The 16,520-nt window shown below is 57.5% G+C and carries 15 protein-coding genes; 5 read left to right on the forward strand and 10 right to left on the reverse strand.

The genetic code is table 11. The features are described 5' to 3' along the window. The first annotated feature begins 41 nt into the window (after positions 1–41). A complete protein-coding gene (gene gcvP, locus CFT68_RS16210; RefSeq protein ID WP_088844571.1) occupies positions 42–2,969 on the forward strand; it encodes an aminomethyl-transferring glycine dehydrogenase in 2,928 nt (975 codons plus the stop codon). Between the two features lie 130 nt (positions 2,970–3,099). Here the strand turns inward: gcvP and CFT68_RS16215 are convergent, their stop codons facing one another. Beyond that, positions 3,100–3,294 carry an SH3 domain-containing protein gene (locus CFT68_RS16215; protein ID WP_141106593.1) on the reverse strand — a complete coding sequence of 65 codons (195 nt, stop codon included), beginning with the start codon at positions 3,292–3,294 and terminating at the stop codon, positions 3,100–3,102. Positions 3,295–3,627: 333 nt separating this feature from the next. Here CFT68_RS16215 and CFT68_RS16220 point away from each other — a divergent pair, with 333 nt between their 5' ends. Beyond that, positions 3,628–4,236: a DUF4136 domain-containing protein gene (locus CFT68_RS16220; protein ID WP_088844573.1), complete on the forward strand. Its 609-nt coding sequence runs from the start codon at positions 3,628–3,630 to the stop codon at positions 4,234–4,236. Between the two features lie 57 nt (positions 4,237–4,293). On the opposite strand, the gene CFT68_RS16225 is transcribed toward CFT68_RS16220, so the two are convergent. The 3 genes from CFT68_RS16225 to CFT68_RS16235 all read right to left on the reverse strand — a co-directional run bounded on the left by CFT68_RS16225 (position 4,294) and on the right by CFT68_RS16235 (position 6,728). After that, positions 4,294–4,680 (reverse strand): DUF805 domain-containing protein, encoded by a 387-nt coding sequence (locus CFT68_RS16225; RefSeq protein ID WP_170934832.1) that lies wholly within the window; start codon positions 4,678–4,680, stop codon positions 4,294–4,296. 153 nt (positions 4,681–4,833) lie between these two features. After that, complete coding sequence (gene lipA / locus CFT68_RS16230; RefSeq protein WP_394340118.1) at positions 4,834–5,736, reverse strand: lipoyl synthase; 903 nt, start codon at positions 5,734–5,736, stop codon at positions 4,834–4,836. A 194-nt stretch (positions 5,737–5,930) separates the two neighbouring features. Further along, complete coding sequence (locus CFT68_RS16235) at positions 5,931–6,728, reverse strand: hypothetical protein (protein ID WP_141106594.1); 798 nt, start codon at positions 6,726–6,728, stop codon at positions 5,931–5,933. Between the two features lie 114 nt (positions 6,729–6,842). Here CFT68_RS16235 and CFT68_RS16240 point away from each other — a divergent pair, with 114 nt between their 5' ends. Next, the gene (locus CFT68_RS16240; protein ID WP_088844576.1) at positions 6,843–7,250 is read left to right on the forward strand and encodes an OsmC family protein; all 408 of its coding nucleotides are present in this window, start codon (positions 6,843–6,845) and stop codon (positions 7,248–7,250) included. A 122-nt stretch (positions 7,251–7,372) separates the two neighbouring features. On the opposite strand, the gene ytxJ is transcribed toward CFT68_RS16240, so the two are convergent. From ytxJ to CFT68_RS16260, 4 genes are all read right to left on the reverse strand, one after another. Further along, positions 7,373–7,717: a bacillithiol system redox-active protein YtxJ gene (gene ytxJ / locus CFT68_RS16245; RefSeq protein WP_088844577.1), complete on the reverse strand. Its 345-nt coding sequence runs from the start codon at positions 7,715–7,717 to the stop codon at positions 7,373–7,375. 17 nt (positions 7,718–7,734) lie between these two features. After that, on the reverse strand, positions 7,735–8,067 hold the full coding sequence (locus CFT68_RS16250; protein ID WP_088844578.1) for a hypothetical protein: 333 nt from the start codon (positions 8,065–8,067) through the stop codon (positions 7,735–7,737). A gap of 77 nt (positions 8,068–8,144) precedes the next feature. Beyond that, on the reverse strand, positions 8,145–8,432 hold the full coding sequence (locus tag CFT68_RS16255) for a hypothetical protein (protein WP_088844579.1): 288 nt from the start codon (positions 8,430–8,432) through the stop codon (positions 8,145–8,147). Positions 8,433–8,757: 325 nt separating this feature from the next. Continuing rightward, on the reverse strand, positions 8,758–10,737 hold the full coding sequence (locus CFT68_RS16260) for an alpha-ketoacid dehydrogenase subunit alpha/beta (protein WP_088844580.1): 1,980 nt from the start codon (positions 10,735–10,737) through the stop codon (positions 8,758–8,760). Between the two features lie 225 nt (positions 10,738–10,962). Between CFT68_RS16260 and CFT68_RS16265 the strand changes: the two genes are divergently transcribed. Together CFT68_RS16265 and CFT68_RS16270 are read left to right on the forward strand one after the other, a co-directional pair. Next, positions 10,963–13,521: a SusC/RagA family TonB-linked outer membrane protein gene (locus tag CFT68_RS16265; RefSeq protein WP_170934833.1), complete on the forward strand. Its 2,559-nt coding sequence runs from the start codon at positions 10,963–10,965 to the stop codon at positions 13,519–13,521. Positions 13,522–13,647: 126 nt separating this feature from the next. Next, on the forward strand, positions 13,648–14,943 hold the full coding sequence (locus CFT68_RS16270; protein ID WP_088844582.1) for a M16 family metallopeptidase: 1,296 nt from the start codon (positions 13,648–13,650) through the stop codon (positions 14,941–14,943). A 106-nt stretch (positions 14,944–15,049) separates the two neighbouring features. Here CFT68_RS16270 and CFT68_RS16275 read toward each other — a convergent pair whose 3' ends face one another. Both CFT68_RS16275 and CFT68_RS16280 read right to left on the reverse strand, forming a co-directional pair. Beyond that, complete coding sequence (locus CFT68_RS16275) at positions 15,050–15,688, reverse strand: hypothetical protein (protein WP_088844583.1); 639 nt, start codon at positions 15,686–15,688, stop codon at positions 15,050–15,052. Between the two features lie 446 nt (positions 15,689–16,134). Then, positions 16,135–16,458 carry a hypothetical protein gene (locus tag CFT68_RS16280; RefSeq protein ID WP_088844584.1) on the reverse strand — a complete coding sequence of 108 codons (324 nt, stop codon included), beginning with the start codon at positions 16,456–16,458 and terminating at the stop codon, positions 16,135–16,137. Positions 16,459–16,520: the final 62 nt, after the last annotated feature.

Here is a 16,520-nt window from a genome sequence, read left to right on the forward strand (position 1 = left end):
CCCCGGCGGCCGGTTTTTCCCGCCACCTCTACCCTTCTTTTATGTTGCTTCAACCCAAGCCCGCTGATGTGTTCGTGGACCGCCACAATGGCCCCGACGACGTGGCGGTGGCTGAGATGCTGCGCACCATCGGTGTGGAGTCGCTTGACCAGCTCATCGACGAAACCGTGCCGGCGGCCATCCGCCTGAAAAAGCCGCTGAACCTGCCCGCTGCCCTCACAGAGCGGGCTTTTTTGGCGAAGTTCAAAAAGATTGCCGGCCAGAATCGCCTGTTCAAAAACTACATCGGCCTGGGCTATCATGATACCCAGCTGCCCGGCGTAATCCAGCGCAATATTCTGGAGAACCCAGGCTGGTACACGGCCTACACGCCTTACCAGGCCGAAATTGCCCAAGGCCGCCTCGAAGCCCTCATCAATTACCAGACGATGGTAATGGACCTGACGGGCCTCGAAATTGCCAACGCCAGCCTGCTCGACGAAGGCACTGCCGCCGCCGAGACCCTGCACATGTTCCACTCCCTCTCCAAGAAGAAGAACGCCACACGCTACTTCGTTTCGGAGCAGGTATTGCCCCAGACCATTGATGTGCTGCGCACCCGCGCCACGCCGCTGGGCATTGAGCTGGTAGTAGGTGACCACCGCACCGCCGACCTCACGGACGAGAGCCTGTTCGGCGCCATCCTGCAGTACCCCGCCGCCGACGGCGCCGTGTACGACTACACCGACTTCATCTCGAAGGCCCACGACAACAACCTGTTCGTAACCGTAGCCGCCGACCTGCTGTCCTTGACGCTGCTCACGCCTCCCGGCGAGATGGGTGCTGATGCCGTGGTAGGCAACTCGCAGCGTTTTGGCGTGCCCATGGGCTACGGCGGACCGCACGCGGGCTTCCTGGCTACCAAGGATGCGTTTAAGCGCGTAATTCCGGGCCGTATCATCGGGCAGAGCATTGATGCCGCAGGCAACAAGGCCTACCGCATGGCCCTGCAGACCCGTGAGCAGCACATCCGCCGCGAAAAAGCTACCTCCAACATCTGTACCGCCCAGGTGCTGCTGTCGGTGCTGGCCGGTATGTATGCCGTGTACCATGGCCCCCAGCGCATCAAGCAGTTCGCGACCAACGTGCACGCTCTGGCGCAAGTGCTGGAAACCGAACTGAAGGCCCTAGGCCTCGACCAGCGCAACCAAGTGTATTTCGATACGCTGGACATTAAGCTGGAAAGCCAGGAGCTGCAAAACGCCATTAAGCAGGAAGCAGAGTCCGCGGGCATCAACTTCCGCTACTTCGAGGAGCACGGCTCGCCCCGCGTGGGCATTTCGCTGCACCAGAACACCGAAATTGAGGACGTGGCCGATATCGTGGCCGTGTTCAGCAAAGTACTCGGCAAAGGCGAGCGGAAAGCATTGAGCCTGCCCGAAGAAATTTCTGTGACCTGGCCTACGGAGCTGATCCGCAAGAGCAGCTACCTCACGCACCCCATCTTCAACTCGCACCATAGTGAGCATGAGATGCTGCGCTACATGAAGCAGCTGGAAAACAAGGACCTGAGCCTGGCTCACTCCATGATTTCGCTCGGCTCGTGCACCATGAAGCTCAACGCCACCGCCGAGATGATTCCGGTGACGTGGCCCGAAATAGGTGGCCTACACCCCTTCGCGCCGCGTGAGCAGGCTCAGGGCTACACCGAAATCTTCAAGGATCTGGAAGCCTGGCTGTGTGAGGTTACGGGTTTTGATGCTGTTTCGCTTCAGCCCAACTCGGGTGCCCAGGGTGAATACGCGGGCCTGCTAGCTATCAAAGGCTACCATGATGCCCGCGGCGACCAGCACCGCAATGTGGCCCTGATTCCGGCTTCGGCCCACGGCACTAACCCCGCTTCCGCCGTTATGGCGGGCATGCAGGTAGTGGTGGTGAAGAGCACCGAGGAAGGCAACATCGACGTGGAAGACCTAAAGGCCAAAGCCGCTCAGTACGCCGACAAGCTCAGCTGCCTGATGGTGACTTACCCCAGCACGCACGGTGTGTACGAGGAGACCATCATCGACATCTGCGAAACCATTCACCAGCACGGTGGCCGCGTGTACATGGACGGCGCCAACATGAACGCCCAGGTAGGCCTCACCTCGCCCGCCACCATTGGCGCCGATGTATGCCACCTGAACCTCCACAAAACGTTCTGCATTCCGCACGGCGGCGGCGGACCTGGCGTAGGCCCCATCGGGGTTGTTGCCGATCTGGCCCCTTACCTGCCCGGCCACGTAGTAGTAGATGCTGATGGCCGCACGGAAGGCGCGGTTACCTCGGCTCCCTGGGGTTCGGCCAGCATCCTGCCCATCAGCTATGCCTACATCAACATGATGGGTGGCGAAGGCCTGACGCAGGCCACGCGCATTGCCATTCTGAACGCCAACTACATTAAGGCGAAGCTGGAGGAGCACTACCCCGTGCTGTACACCGGCTCCAATGGTCGCTGTGCCCACGAAATGATCCTCGACTGCCGCCAGTTCAAGAAGGCTGGCATCGAAGTAGAGGACATTGCCAAGCGCCTCATGGACTACGGTTTCCATGCCCCCACCGTATCGTTCCCGGTTGCGGGTACGCTGATGGTGGAGCCTACGGAATCAGAAAGCAAGGAAGAGCTGGACCGCTTCATTGAGGCCATGATTTCGATCCGTAAGGAAATTGCGGAGGTAGAAGCCGGCCGCGCCGATGCCAAGGACAACATGCTGAAGCACGCGCCGCACACAGCCGCTACCGTACTGGTACACGAGTGGACGCGCCCCTACACCCGTGAGCAGGCCGTGTACCCCACGGAGTACGCCCGCATGTTCAAGTTCTGGCCCGCCGTATCCCGCATCGACTCGGCCTACGGCGACCGTAACCTGATCTGCTCCTGCACTTCCATCGAGGAATACGCCGATCAGGAGGAGAAAATGGTAGCTACTGATAAAGGCCCATCGTATTAGCCGACCGCTTTCTTAAGTACCAAAAAAGGCCCGTGCAACTAGCACGGGCCTTTTTGTATGTTAGTTGAGGTAGTTACGGTTGGCTGCAATTGTGCTTTACCAAGCCGCTGCCACCGCAATAAGCTACCTTTTACTTGCCGAAGCAGTTGCGGTACATATAGCCGTTTTCGGTTTTGCCATCGGCCGTTACCCGTACTTTCAGGAAGTACGCATCTACGGTATCCATTACTTGCACCTCCGCATCAGACGCCACCGTAGTAAGCTGCTTCGACTGCTTTGTCATGCCATCATAAAGCACACACTCTACTACCGTGTTATGGGCCACCGGACCCGCAGAAGGACGGTTGCTGCGGGAATCATCTTTAGTAGCACTGCAAGAAGCTAGTAGCAAAAGGCTACCAAAAAAAAGTACAAGTCGGTTCATAGAGCTGAATGGAATGAATTAGGCTTGCGGAAGATAGAGATATTTCAAGGTGAGAAGGAAATTTCCCTGAAATAATATATGCAAATACCCTTGCCCCGCAGCTAAATGCGGAACGACCTGATAGCGCCAGACGTTAAATAGGGGTAGCTACTCACGAGGCTGGCGGGCGTTTTTCGCAGCTAGTTTGTTTATAGCCGAGTAAGCTATTATTCAACCACTACTCATCTGTTCGGTATGCATTTCATCACCCGCTTTCTAACTCGCCCGGTGGCCGCCACTGCGCTTAGTCTGGCCCTCTTGTTGGGCGTCAGCAGTTGCGCCAGCACGGCTCGTGTGGGCGTTACTAACGATTTTGATCATTCTGTAAATTTCCGGGCCTACAAAACGTGGTCGTGGTATCCGGAACAGCCCCGTGACTCAGAAGGTGGCCCGGCGCAGGGCTATGAGTCGTTCCTGGACAAACGAATCCGCACGGCCGTTGAGCGCGAAATGAGTGCGAAAGGCCTTACCAAAGTAGACAAAGCGCCCGATGTATTTGTGGCCTACTCGGCTAAGGTAGAGGATAAGCAACGCGCCAATGGCACTCCTTATGGTCCTTTCGGCTACCCCTACGGATATGGCTACGGCTACGGGGGCTTCTATAACCGTGGCGGCATGATCACGGAATACAAAGCCGGCACCGTGATTATCGACTTCGTGGATGCCAAGCGCAAAGAGCTGGCATGGCGCGGCCAGGGCCAGGCTCAGGTAGACAACCAGACCATTTCGGAAGAGGAAGTGTACCGTATTGTGGGCAGCATTCTGGGCACGTTTCCGCCCCAGGCCCAGCAGGCCAGCCGATAGTTCTAGGCCACTTGGTAGTACCTTAAACAGCTCCACTGTACTAGTGGGGCTGTTTTTTTATTCCCTTTTGCCAGGGTGTTCTTCCTCGTAGGCCACTTCTTCTTTCGGGTCGGGTCCAAATCGGTTTTGGCCCCGCGTACCGGGCACAAAGCTCATGCCTATGCTGAGGCCGTAGCTTACCACGGGCAGCAGAAACAAGAACCACCACCAGCCGCTCAGGTTGGTATCGTGGAGACGCTTGATAACTTGGATATTTGCCAGTATGACACCTATCAAAATCACCAGGCATACGCCAGCAGTTGCTAGCTGCTCGTTATCCGGGCTGGCATACTGCACATGGCTTGCCAGCACATAGGCCAGGATAACGGCTCCGTATACACCTATTGTGCGGCCCCAGTAGTCTCGGCGACGCAGCCGCCCACGGGTGGTAAAGAATTCTTGCACTAACCAGAAGAAGTAGAATAAACTAAGAGTCAGGAAAGTTATTAGTTTGACCTGATATATAAAACTGGCAGCTGACTCTCTAGGCCTATCTAATGCAAACGCCCGCTTTCCTGGCAGGAAAGCGGGCGTTTATGAATTCGTACCTACAGCCTGTTAAATCGGCACATTCACGTGGCGCTCAGCGTGGTAGCTAGAGCGGACGAGCGGGCCGCTTTCCACGTACTTGAGGCCACGGGCCAGGCCTTCTTCGCGGTAATGCGCAAACAGGTCGGGGTGTATGAACTCGGCTACCTCGAGGTGGCGCTTGGTGGGCTGCAGGTACTGGCCTAGCGTCAGGATATCGAGGCCGTGGGCCACGAGGTCGTCCATGGCGCGGTACATTTCCTCTTTGGTTTCACCCAGGCCCAGCATAATGCCCGACTTGGTGCGTTTGCCAGCATCCTTCGTGCGCCGGATCTGCTCCAGGCTACGGTCGTACTTGGCTTGGGGGCGCACGAGGCGGTAGAGGCTACCCACAGTTTCCACGTTGTGCGACACCACCTCCTGACCACCGGCAATCATGGTATCCAGCGCGGCCCAGTTGGCCTTTACGTCCGGAATCAGGGTTTCAATGGTGGTAAAGGGGCTCAGCTCCTTTACGCGCACTACGGTTTCGTACCAGATGCTGGCGCCCCGGTCCTTTAGCTCGTCGCGGTTCACGCTGGTGATAACGGCGTGCTTCACACCCATTAGCTGAATAGCTTCGGCCACGCGGCGGGGCTCATCGGTATCATACTCGGTGGGGCGGCCAGTGGCCACGGCACAGAACGAGCAGGAGCGCGTGCATACGTTGCCCAGAATCATGAAGGTAGCCGTGCCGGCACCCCAGCACTCGCCCATATTGGGGCAGTTGCCGCTCTCACAAATGGTATGTAGTTTATGTTCATCCACCAGACGGCGGACATTGGCGTAAGCGGGGCCCACGGGCAGCTTCACGCGCAGCCAATCGGGCTTGCGCGCCTTGGCGGGCGCTGCGGGAGCAGCCGCCACCGGCTGAATGATGGGCAAGGTCAGCAACAGGTCATCCATGCAACAAAGGTAATGAGTAGTAGGGTATAGACTACCTATGTAGTGAGACACCGCAGCGTCAAAAATGTTCCCGCCAAACGCCACAGCAGAGCAATAACCCTTGCAGCAGCCCGCAAGTGCTGAAATGCAAAAAGACCTCACCAGCCGGAAAGGTCTTTTTAGCGGGTAAGCAGCAAAACTCCTTAGTTCCGGTGGCCTAGGTATACGGTGAGGTACACAGAAGGAAAAAACAGCTTATTGAGCTTGTCGTCGGACACATTAAGCGATCTAAGGATCGTCTGGCGCTTGGGATAGGCCTCAAACAGAAAACCCGTTTCCACGCCAGCCACTGCATCGCGGTAGCGGCCGTACTCAAAGCTCAATGCCCCCCGGATGTGGACCCCGACACTGGGTTTGGTTTCGCTGATGCCCGAAAACAGCGGCGCGCGGTCGGCAATGGGCTGATTCCGTTCCGGATCAAACTTCTCGTTCCGGTATTCCGCGGGGCCGATTGGCTGCAGTCGGCTGTCGCGCGGGGTGTAGTCGTAGGTTACGTAATAAGGCATCAAGAGCGCCACGGAAGGGCCGGCGCCTAATAACGCATTTACCTGGACGCCACTCTCCGGTGCTTTCCGGAAAATGATGCGCTGCACCCCTACCGACGGCCGGAGCACATACATATAGTTTGCTTTGCCGGGCACATACTGGCCACCCAAATACGTGGGCACCTTTTGTTCCTTGGGGTGCTTTACTTCTACGCCCTCAATGCTCCAGTAACGGGCCCAATCCTGGTTGAGGGGCTTGGTAGAGCGTACTGAAGCGCCCCCAATCAGCCCACCACGGGTGTTAAAGTTGATGCCATAGATGAACTCCCTCCGATACGAAGGATCTTCATTGCTGGTAGGCAAAGACGCAGTACGGCTCTGTTGGGCCCGTGCCGATAAGCCAGTTCCCAGGAAGGTGAGCAGCAAGCTGCCGCCGAAGATTAGAAGTGGACGCACGGGCTACAAGGGAAAATAACCATGAATAGACAGCCGCTCTGGGCGGAAACCGCTAACACTATCGAAAGTACGTAAATTTACGAGCATCAGACTTGCCAATTTTCTCTCTGTATTATGAGCACTGCCACCGCCCGCTACGCCGGCCATTTACGCACCGAAGCTACGCACGTAGCCTCCGGAAACATCATCCTCACCGATGCCCCAGTGGACAATCACGGCCGGGGAGAGGCATTTTCACCCACCGATCTGGTAAGTGCCGCCCTGGGCTCCTGCATGATGACCATTATGGGCATCGTGGCGGAGCGCCATCAGCTGGACCTGACCGGTGTAACCTACGACGTAACCAAGCATATGTCGGCTGAGCCGCGCCGGATCCGGCAGATTGATGTGGCCTTCCGGATGCCAGCCTCACTCACCGAGAAAGAGCGCACCATCCTGGAAAATGCCGCCCGCACCTGCCCGGTAGCCCTAAGTCTGAACTCGGAAATTCAGCAGGAGGTTCAGTTTGAGTACGTAGGCTAAAGGGCCGGAAATCCACCGCTCGCAGCTAAACGCAAAAAGGATCTGTTCACGTATGCAAGACTGGCCTAGAGGCTCGTTTTGGCGTGAACAGATCCTTTCTGCGTTTGGCTCATGGAGTGGTTTTAGCTGGCCACTACCTGCTTCACATCACTGAGTCGGATGCTCATGTGGGAGGCGTCGTGCCGGCACTCCCCGTTCTGAATCACGAGCAGCTGGGGCGACTCATGACGGATGCCGAATTTCTCGGCTATTTCGTTGGAAATGGGCCGAAAGCGCAGCAGATCGAGGTAGTACAGCTTGGCCGTTTCGAGGCCTGCCTCACTCCACTGGCGCTCCAGCTTGGCTTTGGCAGCGGCACTGATAGAGCAGGTGGTGCTGTGCTTGAAGATGATAATGGGCTGCTCAAAAGACTCCTGGACGATGTCCGTGAGTTGTTCGGATTGGGTGAGGGGCTGCCAGGGCGTCATATAGTAAGCGAGGTTGGTTACTGAGTGGGGGCTTTGTCCTTCTTGCGCAGACGCAGGTTCAGGCGGGATGGTTCGCTGACACGCGGCATGCCGGACTTATCAAACTTATAACTACTACGCGCGTCATTGGGTTCGAGAACCGCCAGACGGCCCCCATTTCCTTCCTTTAGTTCTGGCTTGGTCACGGCCAGATGAGACTCCTTGTACTCGGCTGGGAAGCGCTTGGCGTCCTTGAGCGCGCGCCGGCTTTCGGCACGCTGCTGACCTTTGCTGGTAGGTGCCAGCTGGGCATGCGCCTGGGTGGCGCATGCGGCCCACAGCAGAACAGTTGATAGGAATAAGTGCCGCATAAAGTGTAGGATTAGCGTGATGCCACGACAGCAATAAGAGGTTAAGAAAAGGATGTATGCCTTAAACGACCGGGAAGCTAAAAAGGCAATACAATTCCGAGAAACTTGCGCTGGCCAACTTTGCGCTTCACACGCCGCCGTTCATACTTGGGCTTTTTCAGAAGGCCATTTTTGTCGTAGCTGTTTTTCTGCGTTTTAACTGCCTCTTTTTCCACGGAAAGCGCCTGCCCATTAGCAGCCTGATTGTCGGCGTTTTTGGCCTTTTTCACTTTTGGCTGTGGCGGCCCCGTAGGATTAGGAATGCGGTAGCTGTGGCAGGCAGAAGCGCCTAAAAGCAGCCAGCCAGCCACCAGCAGAAGACACATAAGGCGGAAAGCCCGAGAAAAGTAGCGGTTCATTCAGAGAGGTATTCGGCTCCGGGGCGGAGCATAAGCCCCGCAAAATACACAAATAGCCGTAGTCAGATTTATGAACTTCGTAGGCCAGCTCTTGCGGCTAGGCCAGTCCTGCCAGGGCGAGGAGGTGCGACGCCGCCATCTTTCCTTGTCGTTGAAAAAAGCCTGAATAACTAAACAGCCCTTACCTCCAGATTGGAAGTAAGGGCTGTTCGGTTTCGTTAGTTACGCGGCATGCTACAAGGAAAGATGGCGGCTTCGTACCTCCTCGCCCTGACAGAAGGGTGGCCTAGGACTAGTAGTTGCGCAGTTTTTCCACCGTTTGGCGTAGGCGCTGCTGAGGCAGGAACACCTTTTCCAGGGGCGGCGCAAACGGCACGGCGGTGTCCAGGGAAGCTACGCGCTGCACCGGCGCATCAAGGTGCTCGAAGCAATGTTCGGCAATCCAGGCCGCAATTTCGCCTCCTAGGCCACCTATCAGGGTGTCTTCGTGCAAGATGATAACGCGGCCATTTTTTTCGACGGTTTTGCGCACGGCCTCGGTATCCCAGGGCAGCAGGGTGCGCAGGTCCAGAATGTCGGCCGATAGACCTAGCTCATTGGCCAGGGCCGTGGCCCAGTGTACGCCGGCGCCATAGGTAATAATGCTCATCTCCTCGCCCTCCCGCACCAGCGCCGCCTTACCAATGGGCGTGGTGTAATACACATCGGGCACAGGCGCCGAAATGCTGCGGTATAGCAACTTGTGCTCAAAGAAGATAACCGGGTTAGGGTCTTCGATGGCCGCGCAAAGAAGGCCTTTGGCATCCACGGGGTTGCTGGGGAATACCACTTTCAGGCCGGGCGTGTGCGTAAACCAGGCCTCGTTGCTTTGGCTGTGGAATGGGCCGGCTGCCGTGCCCGCACCGGTAGGCATGCGCACCACCACATCGGCGTTCTGGCCCCAGCGGTAGTGGCTTTTGGCCAGGTTATTCACAATCTGGTTGAAGCCGCAGGTCACGAAATCGGCGAACTGCATTTCCACCATGCTCTTCTTGCCCTTGATGCTCAGGCCCAAACTTGCGCCCACAATAGCGGACTCACACAAAGGCGTGTTGCGCACGCGGCCCTTCCCGAACTGGCCTACAAAGCCATCAGTCACCTTGAACACCCCGCCGTAGTCGGCAATGTCCTGGCCCATCAGCACCAACTCCGGGTAGCGCTCCATGCTCTGGCGTAGGCCATCGGAAATGGCATCTACGTAGCGCTTGTCGGTGGTTTTCGCATCGGTAGCCGGGGCCTGGTCGGGCGCCTCGAAGGGCCGGTACATGTCGGCCAGTTCCAGTGTGGCGTCAGCGGTGGGCATGGGCGTGGCATCGGCAATGCGGAGGCCTTCCTCAATCTCGCGCTTGATGGTTTCGCGGAAGCGCAGGCGGGCCTCTTCATCCAGAATACCTTCCTGCATCAGCCACTTCTCGTAGTTTTCTACCGGGTCTTTTTGGGCCCACTCCGTGAACAGCTCCTGGGGCACGTATTTGGTGCCACTGGCTTCTTCATGGCCGCGCATCCGGAACGTGAGGGCCTCCAGCAGCACGGGGCGCGGGTTCTGGCGCAGATCCTCGGCTAGGCGGCGCACCGTGTCGTACACTTCCAGCACGTTGTTGCCGTTCACCTGCACGGCCTGCATGCCGTAGGCCGGTCCCTTGTCAATGAACTGCTTGAAGCGGAACTGCTCGTTAGAGGGAGTGCTGAGGCCGTAACCGTTGTTTTCGATGATGAAAATAACCGGCAGCTCCCACACGGCTGCCACATTCAGGGCCTCGTGAAAGTCGCCCTCGGAGGCGCCGCCGTCGCCGCTGTAGGTCACAGTTACTTTGGGGCGGTCTTCCAGCTTATCGGCCAGAGCAATGCCGCCGGCCACGGCCAGTTGCGGACCGAGGTGGGAAATCATGCCCACAATGTGGTGCTCATTGGTGCCGAAGTGAAACGACCGGTCGCGACCCTTCGTGAAGCCGGTGGTTTTACCCTGCCACTGCGCAAACAGGCGGTCCAGCGGAATATCACGGCCCGTGAATACGCCCAGGTTGCGGTGCAGGGGCAGAATGTACTCATCGGGCTCCAGGGCCAGCGTGCTGCCCACCGAAATAGCTTCCTGCCCGATTCCCGAAAACCACTTGCTCACTTTGCCCTGCCGCAGCAGAATGAGCATCTTTTCCTCAATCAGGCGGGGCTTAAGCAGGCCTCGGTAGAGGTGGAGCAGGGTTTCGTTGGAGTAGTCCTTGCGGTCGAAGTGCATAACGGAAAGCGAACTAAGTAGTGGGTGGCGCCAAAAGTACGGGTTTGGGTCGGAAGGAAAATTATGGAGCTGGCTTTGTGGAAAGCAGTGGCCTAGGGCCTCTATCTTCGGGGCCGATTTTCCTCTTACTTATACTATATGGTTCGACTATACCCTCTCGGTTTATTACTTCCACTTTCTATTGTAGCTCAAGCTCAACAGCCGGATACGCTGGCTTCGCACCGTGTGAGGACGACGCTAACTCAGCCCGATAGTACATCAAGAAGTATCAAGGATGCAGTTATAGTAACTTCCCGCCCTCTCACTCCCCTCCTCCCCATCCAGGAGCAACTCCGCCAAGCAGCAGGCGTGCAGGCCACACCCTATTCCGGCGCGCCCGGAGCGCAGGTGGCCGTGCGGATTCGGGGTGCGGCTTCGCTCTCAGGCAATGCGCATCCGCTTTATGTGGTAGATGGTGTACCCGTGTTCCAGAATATGGGAGAGAAAGAACTGGGAAGAAGCTCTTCGGCAGTAGAAGCAGCACGACCCTACGGCCTTAACCCGTTGCTAAATCTTCCTAACGAGGATATTGAATCAGTGAGCGTACTCCGGGGTGCCCTTGCAACGGCCCGCTACGGAGGGCAAGGGCAGAATGGCGTCATCAGCATCCAGACAAAACTGGGCCGACGCGGACAGCCGCTCCGGGTAAGCTATAGCGGCTATGGCGGGGTACAGCAGGTTCGTCGCCGTTACGACCTACTCTCGGCGCATGAGTACGCCGAGTGGCAGAACGAGGTAGCTTCCAGGATACGGGAACCTCAGCCTTTTTCCGCTGCGCAGATAGCCACGCTAGGCCAGGGCACCGACTGGCAACAGGAAGTGCTACGCACCGCGGCCCTGCAGGAGCACCATCTGGGGCTTACCGGTAGCCGGAATACCACCCGCTATTATGTGAGCGCCGACTACCTATGCCAGAGCGGCATTGTGGAAAACTCGCAGCTGCGGCGCTACGCTCTTCGGGCAAACGTGGAGCAGCAACTCACGGCGCGGCTCTCTGCTACGGCGCGCGTGGCGGCCAGCCAAGCCGACGCCCGCCTGCCCGACGAGTTGCTGGCCCTGAATATGATAACTGCTGAACCAACCGTGCAACCGCGTACTGCTACCGGCGAGCTGAATAACAGCGGTAATCTGTTTAATAATCCCCTGCGCCAAGCCCTGCTCCAGACGCGGGAACCCCGGCAGCGGCAGTTGCTAGGCCAGGTGGAACTACGCCAGAGCATCGGGCAATTTCTGACTGCTAGCCTGTTGAATCATTGGGAGTTCAACTACCTCCACCGCTTCAGCGTCGACCCAAGCAGCGGCCCTACTCCTTTCTACGAATCCTATCAGCAAACCGATAGCCGGCGCTTTCGCCAGCAAAGCTACCGGGCTGCGCTAGACTTCCGGCGCACTCTAGCCGAACGCCACGCCCTTACGGCCCAGCTTGGGGCAGCGTGGCAGGTCCAGAACTTCAGAACTCTTTCGGAAACCAAGCTTCTGGGCGCTACTATTCCGGTAGGCTCCGCATCCAGCCGCGGTACTGCCGAAAATCGCACTACACTGGCCAGCTTCAGTGGAGAAGTAGGCTACAGCTATGATGAGCGGTATGAGATGCAGGCCAGTCTTCGCCGCGACGGAAGCAGTTTCCTGGCGGCCGAACAACGCTGGCAATGGAGCCCTGCCGCGCAGTTCACCTGGCATGCCGGCCAGGAAAGCTTTCTGCGCGGGAACTCCACTATTTCTCATCTCAATGTGTGGGTAGGCCAGGGACGGACCTCCAACGCAGGCAGCTTCTTTGGGCAGAGTTTGTATACTGCGCTTCTGCCTAACTCTAGTGGTAGCGGCACTGTTTTTTATACCCCCTTATTGGAGACTACTGTTCAGCGGGAAGCTGGTTTGTCAGCGGGGTTCTGGCAGGATAAAGTGGTAGTAGAGGCCAGCGCCTACCAGCGTCATACCACGTTAGAGGCAGCTACCGGCCTTACGAATTTTACTGATACGCAGCTGCAGGCGCGCGGGGCAGAGCTGACCCTGACGGGTTGGTGGCTTCGTCAGCCGCAGTTGTCAGCCAGCACCATACTTTCTTTCGCCGCTCAGCAGAACCGCTACGCCGGGCAAGTGCCCTGGGCTGGCAATGCGGTACAACTCACTACCGATGGTTCGGCGTTGGCCACCTTCCGTGGTTTGCGCTACTTGGGCACCACCCCCGATGGCCTCCCGCGCTACGATGAAGTGAATGGCTACGGCACCACTAATTTCCTGGATTACCAAAACCTAGGCTCTGGCCTCCCCACCCACCTATTAAGCGTTACACAACAGCTTTCCTATCATCGCTTCAGCCTTCAGCTCCAGGCCGACGGCGCCTTTGGCCACCAGCTATACAACACAGCCGGAGTTTTTCTGGATAACCCCACCACGTTCGGTAGCAACGGCAGCACCCTGATTCGCCAGCGCTGGACTGCTTCCAGTCCTTCGTCCAACGTGCCGGCGGTCGGCAATGAGGTACAACGGAACAGCTCTTATTACCTGCAATCGGGCAACCACCTGCGTCTTTCCACGGTTACCTGTGGTTATCGGGTCTGGGAGAAAGATGTCCGCAACATTTCGGTGTGGGTAGGCGGCCAGAACCTGCTGGTATTTACCAAGTACCGGGGCTTTGATCCGGGAATCAGCAGTGGAGGCGCTGCTGCAACCCAAGCGGGCCTCGACGCCAGCGCCTACCCCACTGCCTGCACCATACTGTTAGGCCTACGCGCTACGTTGTAGCCCAACGGTATTGGCCTCCCGTTGCCAACTTCCGTAAATTGCTCCATCAGCCGCCCGAAACTTCTGTTTTGGGCGGCTGGTTATTTCCCTACTGGCCTAGCAGGCAGTTTTCCACCGACTTTCCTTATGATTCATTTCGAAGAATTCACGCTTTCTAACGGCCTGCGCTGCCTAGTGCACGAAGACCGCAGCACGCCGATGGCGGTGCTCAACATCCTGTACAACGTAGGGTCCCGCGACGAAGACCCCGAGCACACAGGCTTCGCGCACCTCTTTGAGCACCTGATGTTTTCGGGCTCCGTGAACATCCCCAGCTACGACGAGCCGCTGCAGCTAGTGGGCGGCGAGAACAACGCCTTCACGTCTCCTGATATCACCAACTATTACCTCACGCTGCCCGCTGCTAATCTGGAAACCGGCTTTTGGCTGGAGTCAGACCGTATGCTGAACCTGGCCTTCTCGGAGAATGGCCTGGAGGTGCAGCGCAAGGTGGTAGTGGAGGAGTTCAAGCAGAACTACCTCAACCAGCCCTACGGCGACGTGTGGCTGAAGCTACGACCCCTGGCCTACCAGCACCACCCGTACCAATGGGCCACTATTGGCAAAGAGGTAGGCCACATCGAAGACGCCACCATGCAGCAGGTGCGCGACTTTTTCGCCAAGCACTACTCTCCTGCCAATGCCGTGTTGGTAGTGGCAGGAGCCGTAACCCGGGCCGAGGCCAAGCGTCTGGCCGAGAAGTGGTTTGCTCCCATTCCGAGTGGCACCCGCTATGAGCGGCAGCTCCCGCAGGAACCCCGCCAGACCGAAGCCCGCTTTTTGGAGGTGCAGGCGGAGGTACCGGTTTCGGCGCTCTACAAAGTGTACCACATGCCCGGCCGCAACGATGCCCGCTACTATGATGTAGACCTGCTCAGCGATCTGCTGGGCCGTGGCAAGTCGAGCCGACTGTACCAGCAGCTGGTGAAGGAGCAACCACTGTTCAATGCCATTTCGGCTTCCGTTATGGGTTCTTTGGAACCCGGTTTGCTGGTAGTGAGCGGTAAGCTGAATGCGGGCGTGACGCTGGAAGAAGCCGATGCTGCCGTGGAAAGCGTAATAGCTACTCTCCGCGAAGAGTTGGTGTCGGAGCTGGAGCTGGAAAAGGTAAAAAATCAGGCCGAGGCAAGCATCGTGTTCAGTGAAATTGAGCTACTGAACCGCGCCATGAACCTGGCTTACTGTAAGCTTCTCGGCGACGCTAACCTTGTAAACCAAGAAAGCGCCCGCGTGCAGGCTGTAACGCCCGCGCTGGTGCTGGCAGCGGCCCAGGAAGTACTACGCCCCGACAATTGCAGCACGCTTTACTACCGCGCTCAGCCCAAAGCAGCCGCAACCGAAACACCTACTCCCTCGCTGGTAGCAGAGCATATAGCCGAATAGCCTCCGAAGTGGCCTAGGCCAGTTTTTGAGAACACAAAAGAGCCCCAGCGCAGTTGCGCTGGGGCTCTTTTGTAGTAAAACGTTTATAGCAAAGACCTGAGAAGGCTTACCAGCCGCTGCTGCCCCAGCCATCATTCGCGGCTTTTTTAGGTGCAGCTTTTTTGGCCGGAACTACTGCCTTTTTGGTAGTGGTAGCGCCTGCATTTTTGGTGCCAGCCGAGGCCGAAGCAGCTTTTGGAGCTACTTGCTCAGCCGCTACCGGAGCTGGTTCTGGCTCCATAGCAGGAGCAGCTACCGGAATGGGAGCAGGTGCTGGCGGAACCGGATCAGCAGAGCGCACAGAGCGGCGCACGTACGGGGCCAGTGGGCGGCCACGATAGTCGAAGCGTACGCGGCGCGAAGGAGCGGCGGAGAAACCTGGTGCAATGCTGGCCCCTTCGGGCTGCATTTCAGTAGCCGGAGCGGCGGTACCAGCGGCACCTGCTGCTCCACCCCAACCGCCTGCAGCCGTAGCAGCCGGATCTGCGGCAGGTGCTGCCGCCTCCATAGGCGCTGCTGTAGCAGCGGGAGCTACGGCTTTCTTGGTGGTAGCAGCAGGAGCAACCGCCTTTTTCGTGGCAGGAGCCGGCGTGCCCCATCCGTCTGAAGAACCCCAGCCACTAGAAGATTTCTTCGTTTGGGCGAAGGTGGGGGAAGCTACCAGAACTCCGCCTACCAGTAATATTGGAAAGAAGAAACGAGTCATCGAAAGATCAAATTGAGGATTGAAGCGGCAAGTTACAGTAGCCTAGGCAGGCCGGAAAATCCGTCTCCTAGATTTTCCTCCAACGTCAAGAATTAGTAGAAGTTCCTATTTGCCCCAGCACACAGAAAAGAATAGTCTTACAACGTGGGCCGAAGCAAGCTCAGTATGCCACAAACGCTTTTTTCGTCTAACACATTTTTATATTTCATTCACGCACAGCTTATTGACGAGCTTACCAGCAAATTAAACTGCTCCTGCGCGCCCACCAGTAGCGCTTTGCCGTGGCACACCGGCAATCCATTGCCGAGCCTGCAGCTCATTGTAAAGCCAGACACCTTTTTTCAGTGAACCCACATCAAATGGTCCCAATCCAGCTCTGGCCCTTATTTTTTGCTGGGCTAGTGTAGCTGTCCACCGGCAGAAAACTCCAAACGGAAGTGTTGTACCTACCGGCGTCTGGTAGTTTTGGGAGCCGCTTTTGCGGGCGCATCGCCCGCCGAGAGGGTTGTGGTAGTGGTAGATGGTCGGGCCGGTTTCTTTTTGAGTGGGCGCCCCATGTAGTCGGTGGTGGGCGGGCTGGGCATATTAAGCCGCATCCCGGGTGCCAGCTTCAGGTTTTCCTCGTCTCGACGGCCAGAGCGGTCATAGCGTGAGTAAGCGCCAGAGCGCGCCCGGTTATACTTTTTCTTGGTTTGCTGCGCCTGAGCGGGCGCTTCAGCCAGAAGCAATAGGCCTAGCGTAGCCAGCAGCGGAAGTAGGAAGGTTTTCATAGGTAGCCGTAAGAGATGAGCGGATGAGTACTTGCCTGTCAGCTGCATACGACAACGGCCCG

It is taken from the genome of Hymenobacter gelipurpurascens (assembly GCF_900187375.1).
Taxonomy (GTDB): Bacteria; Bacteroidota; Bacteroidia; order Cytophagales; family Hymenobacteraceae; genus Hymenobacter; species Hymenobacter gelipurpurascens.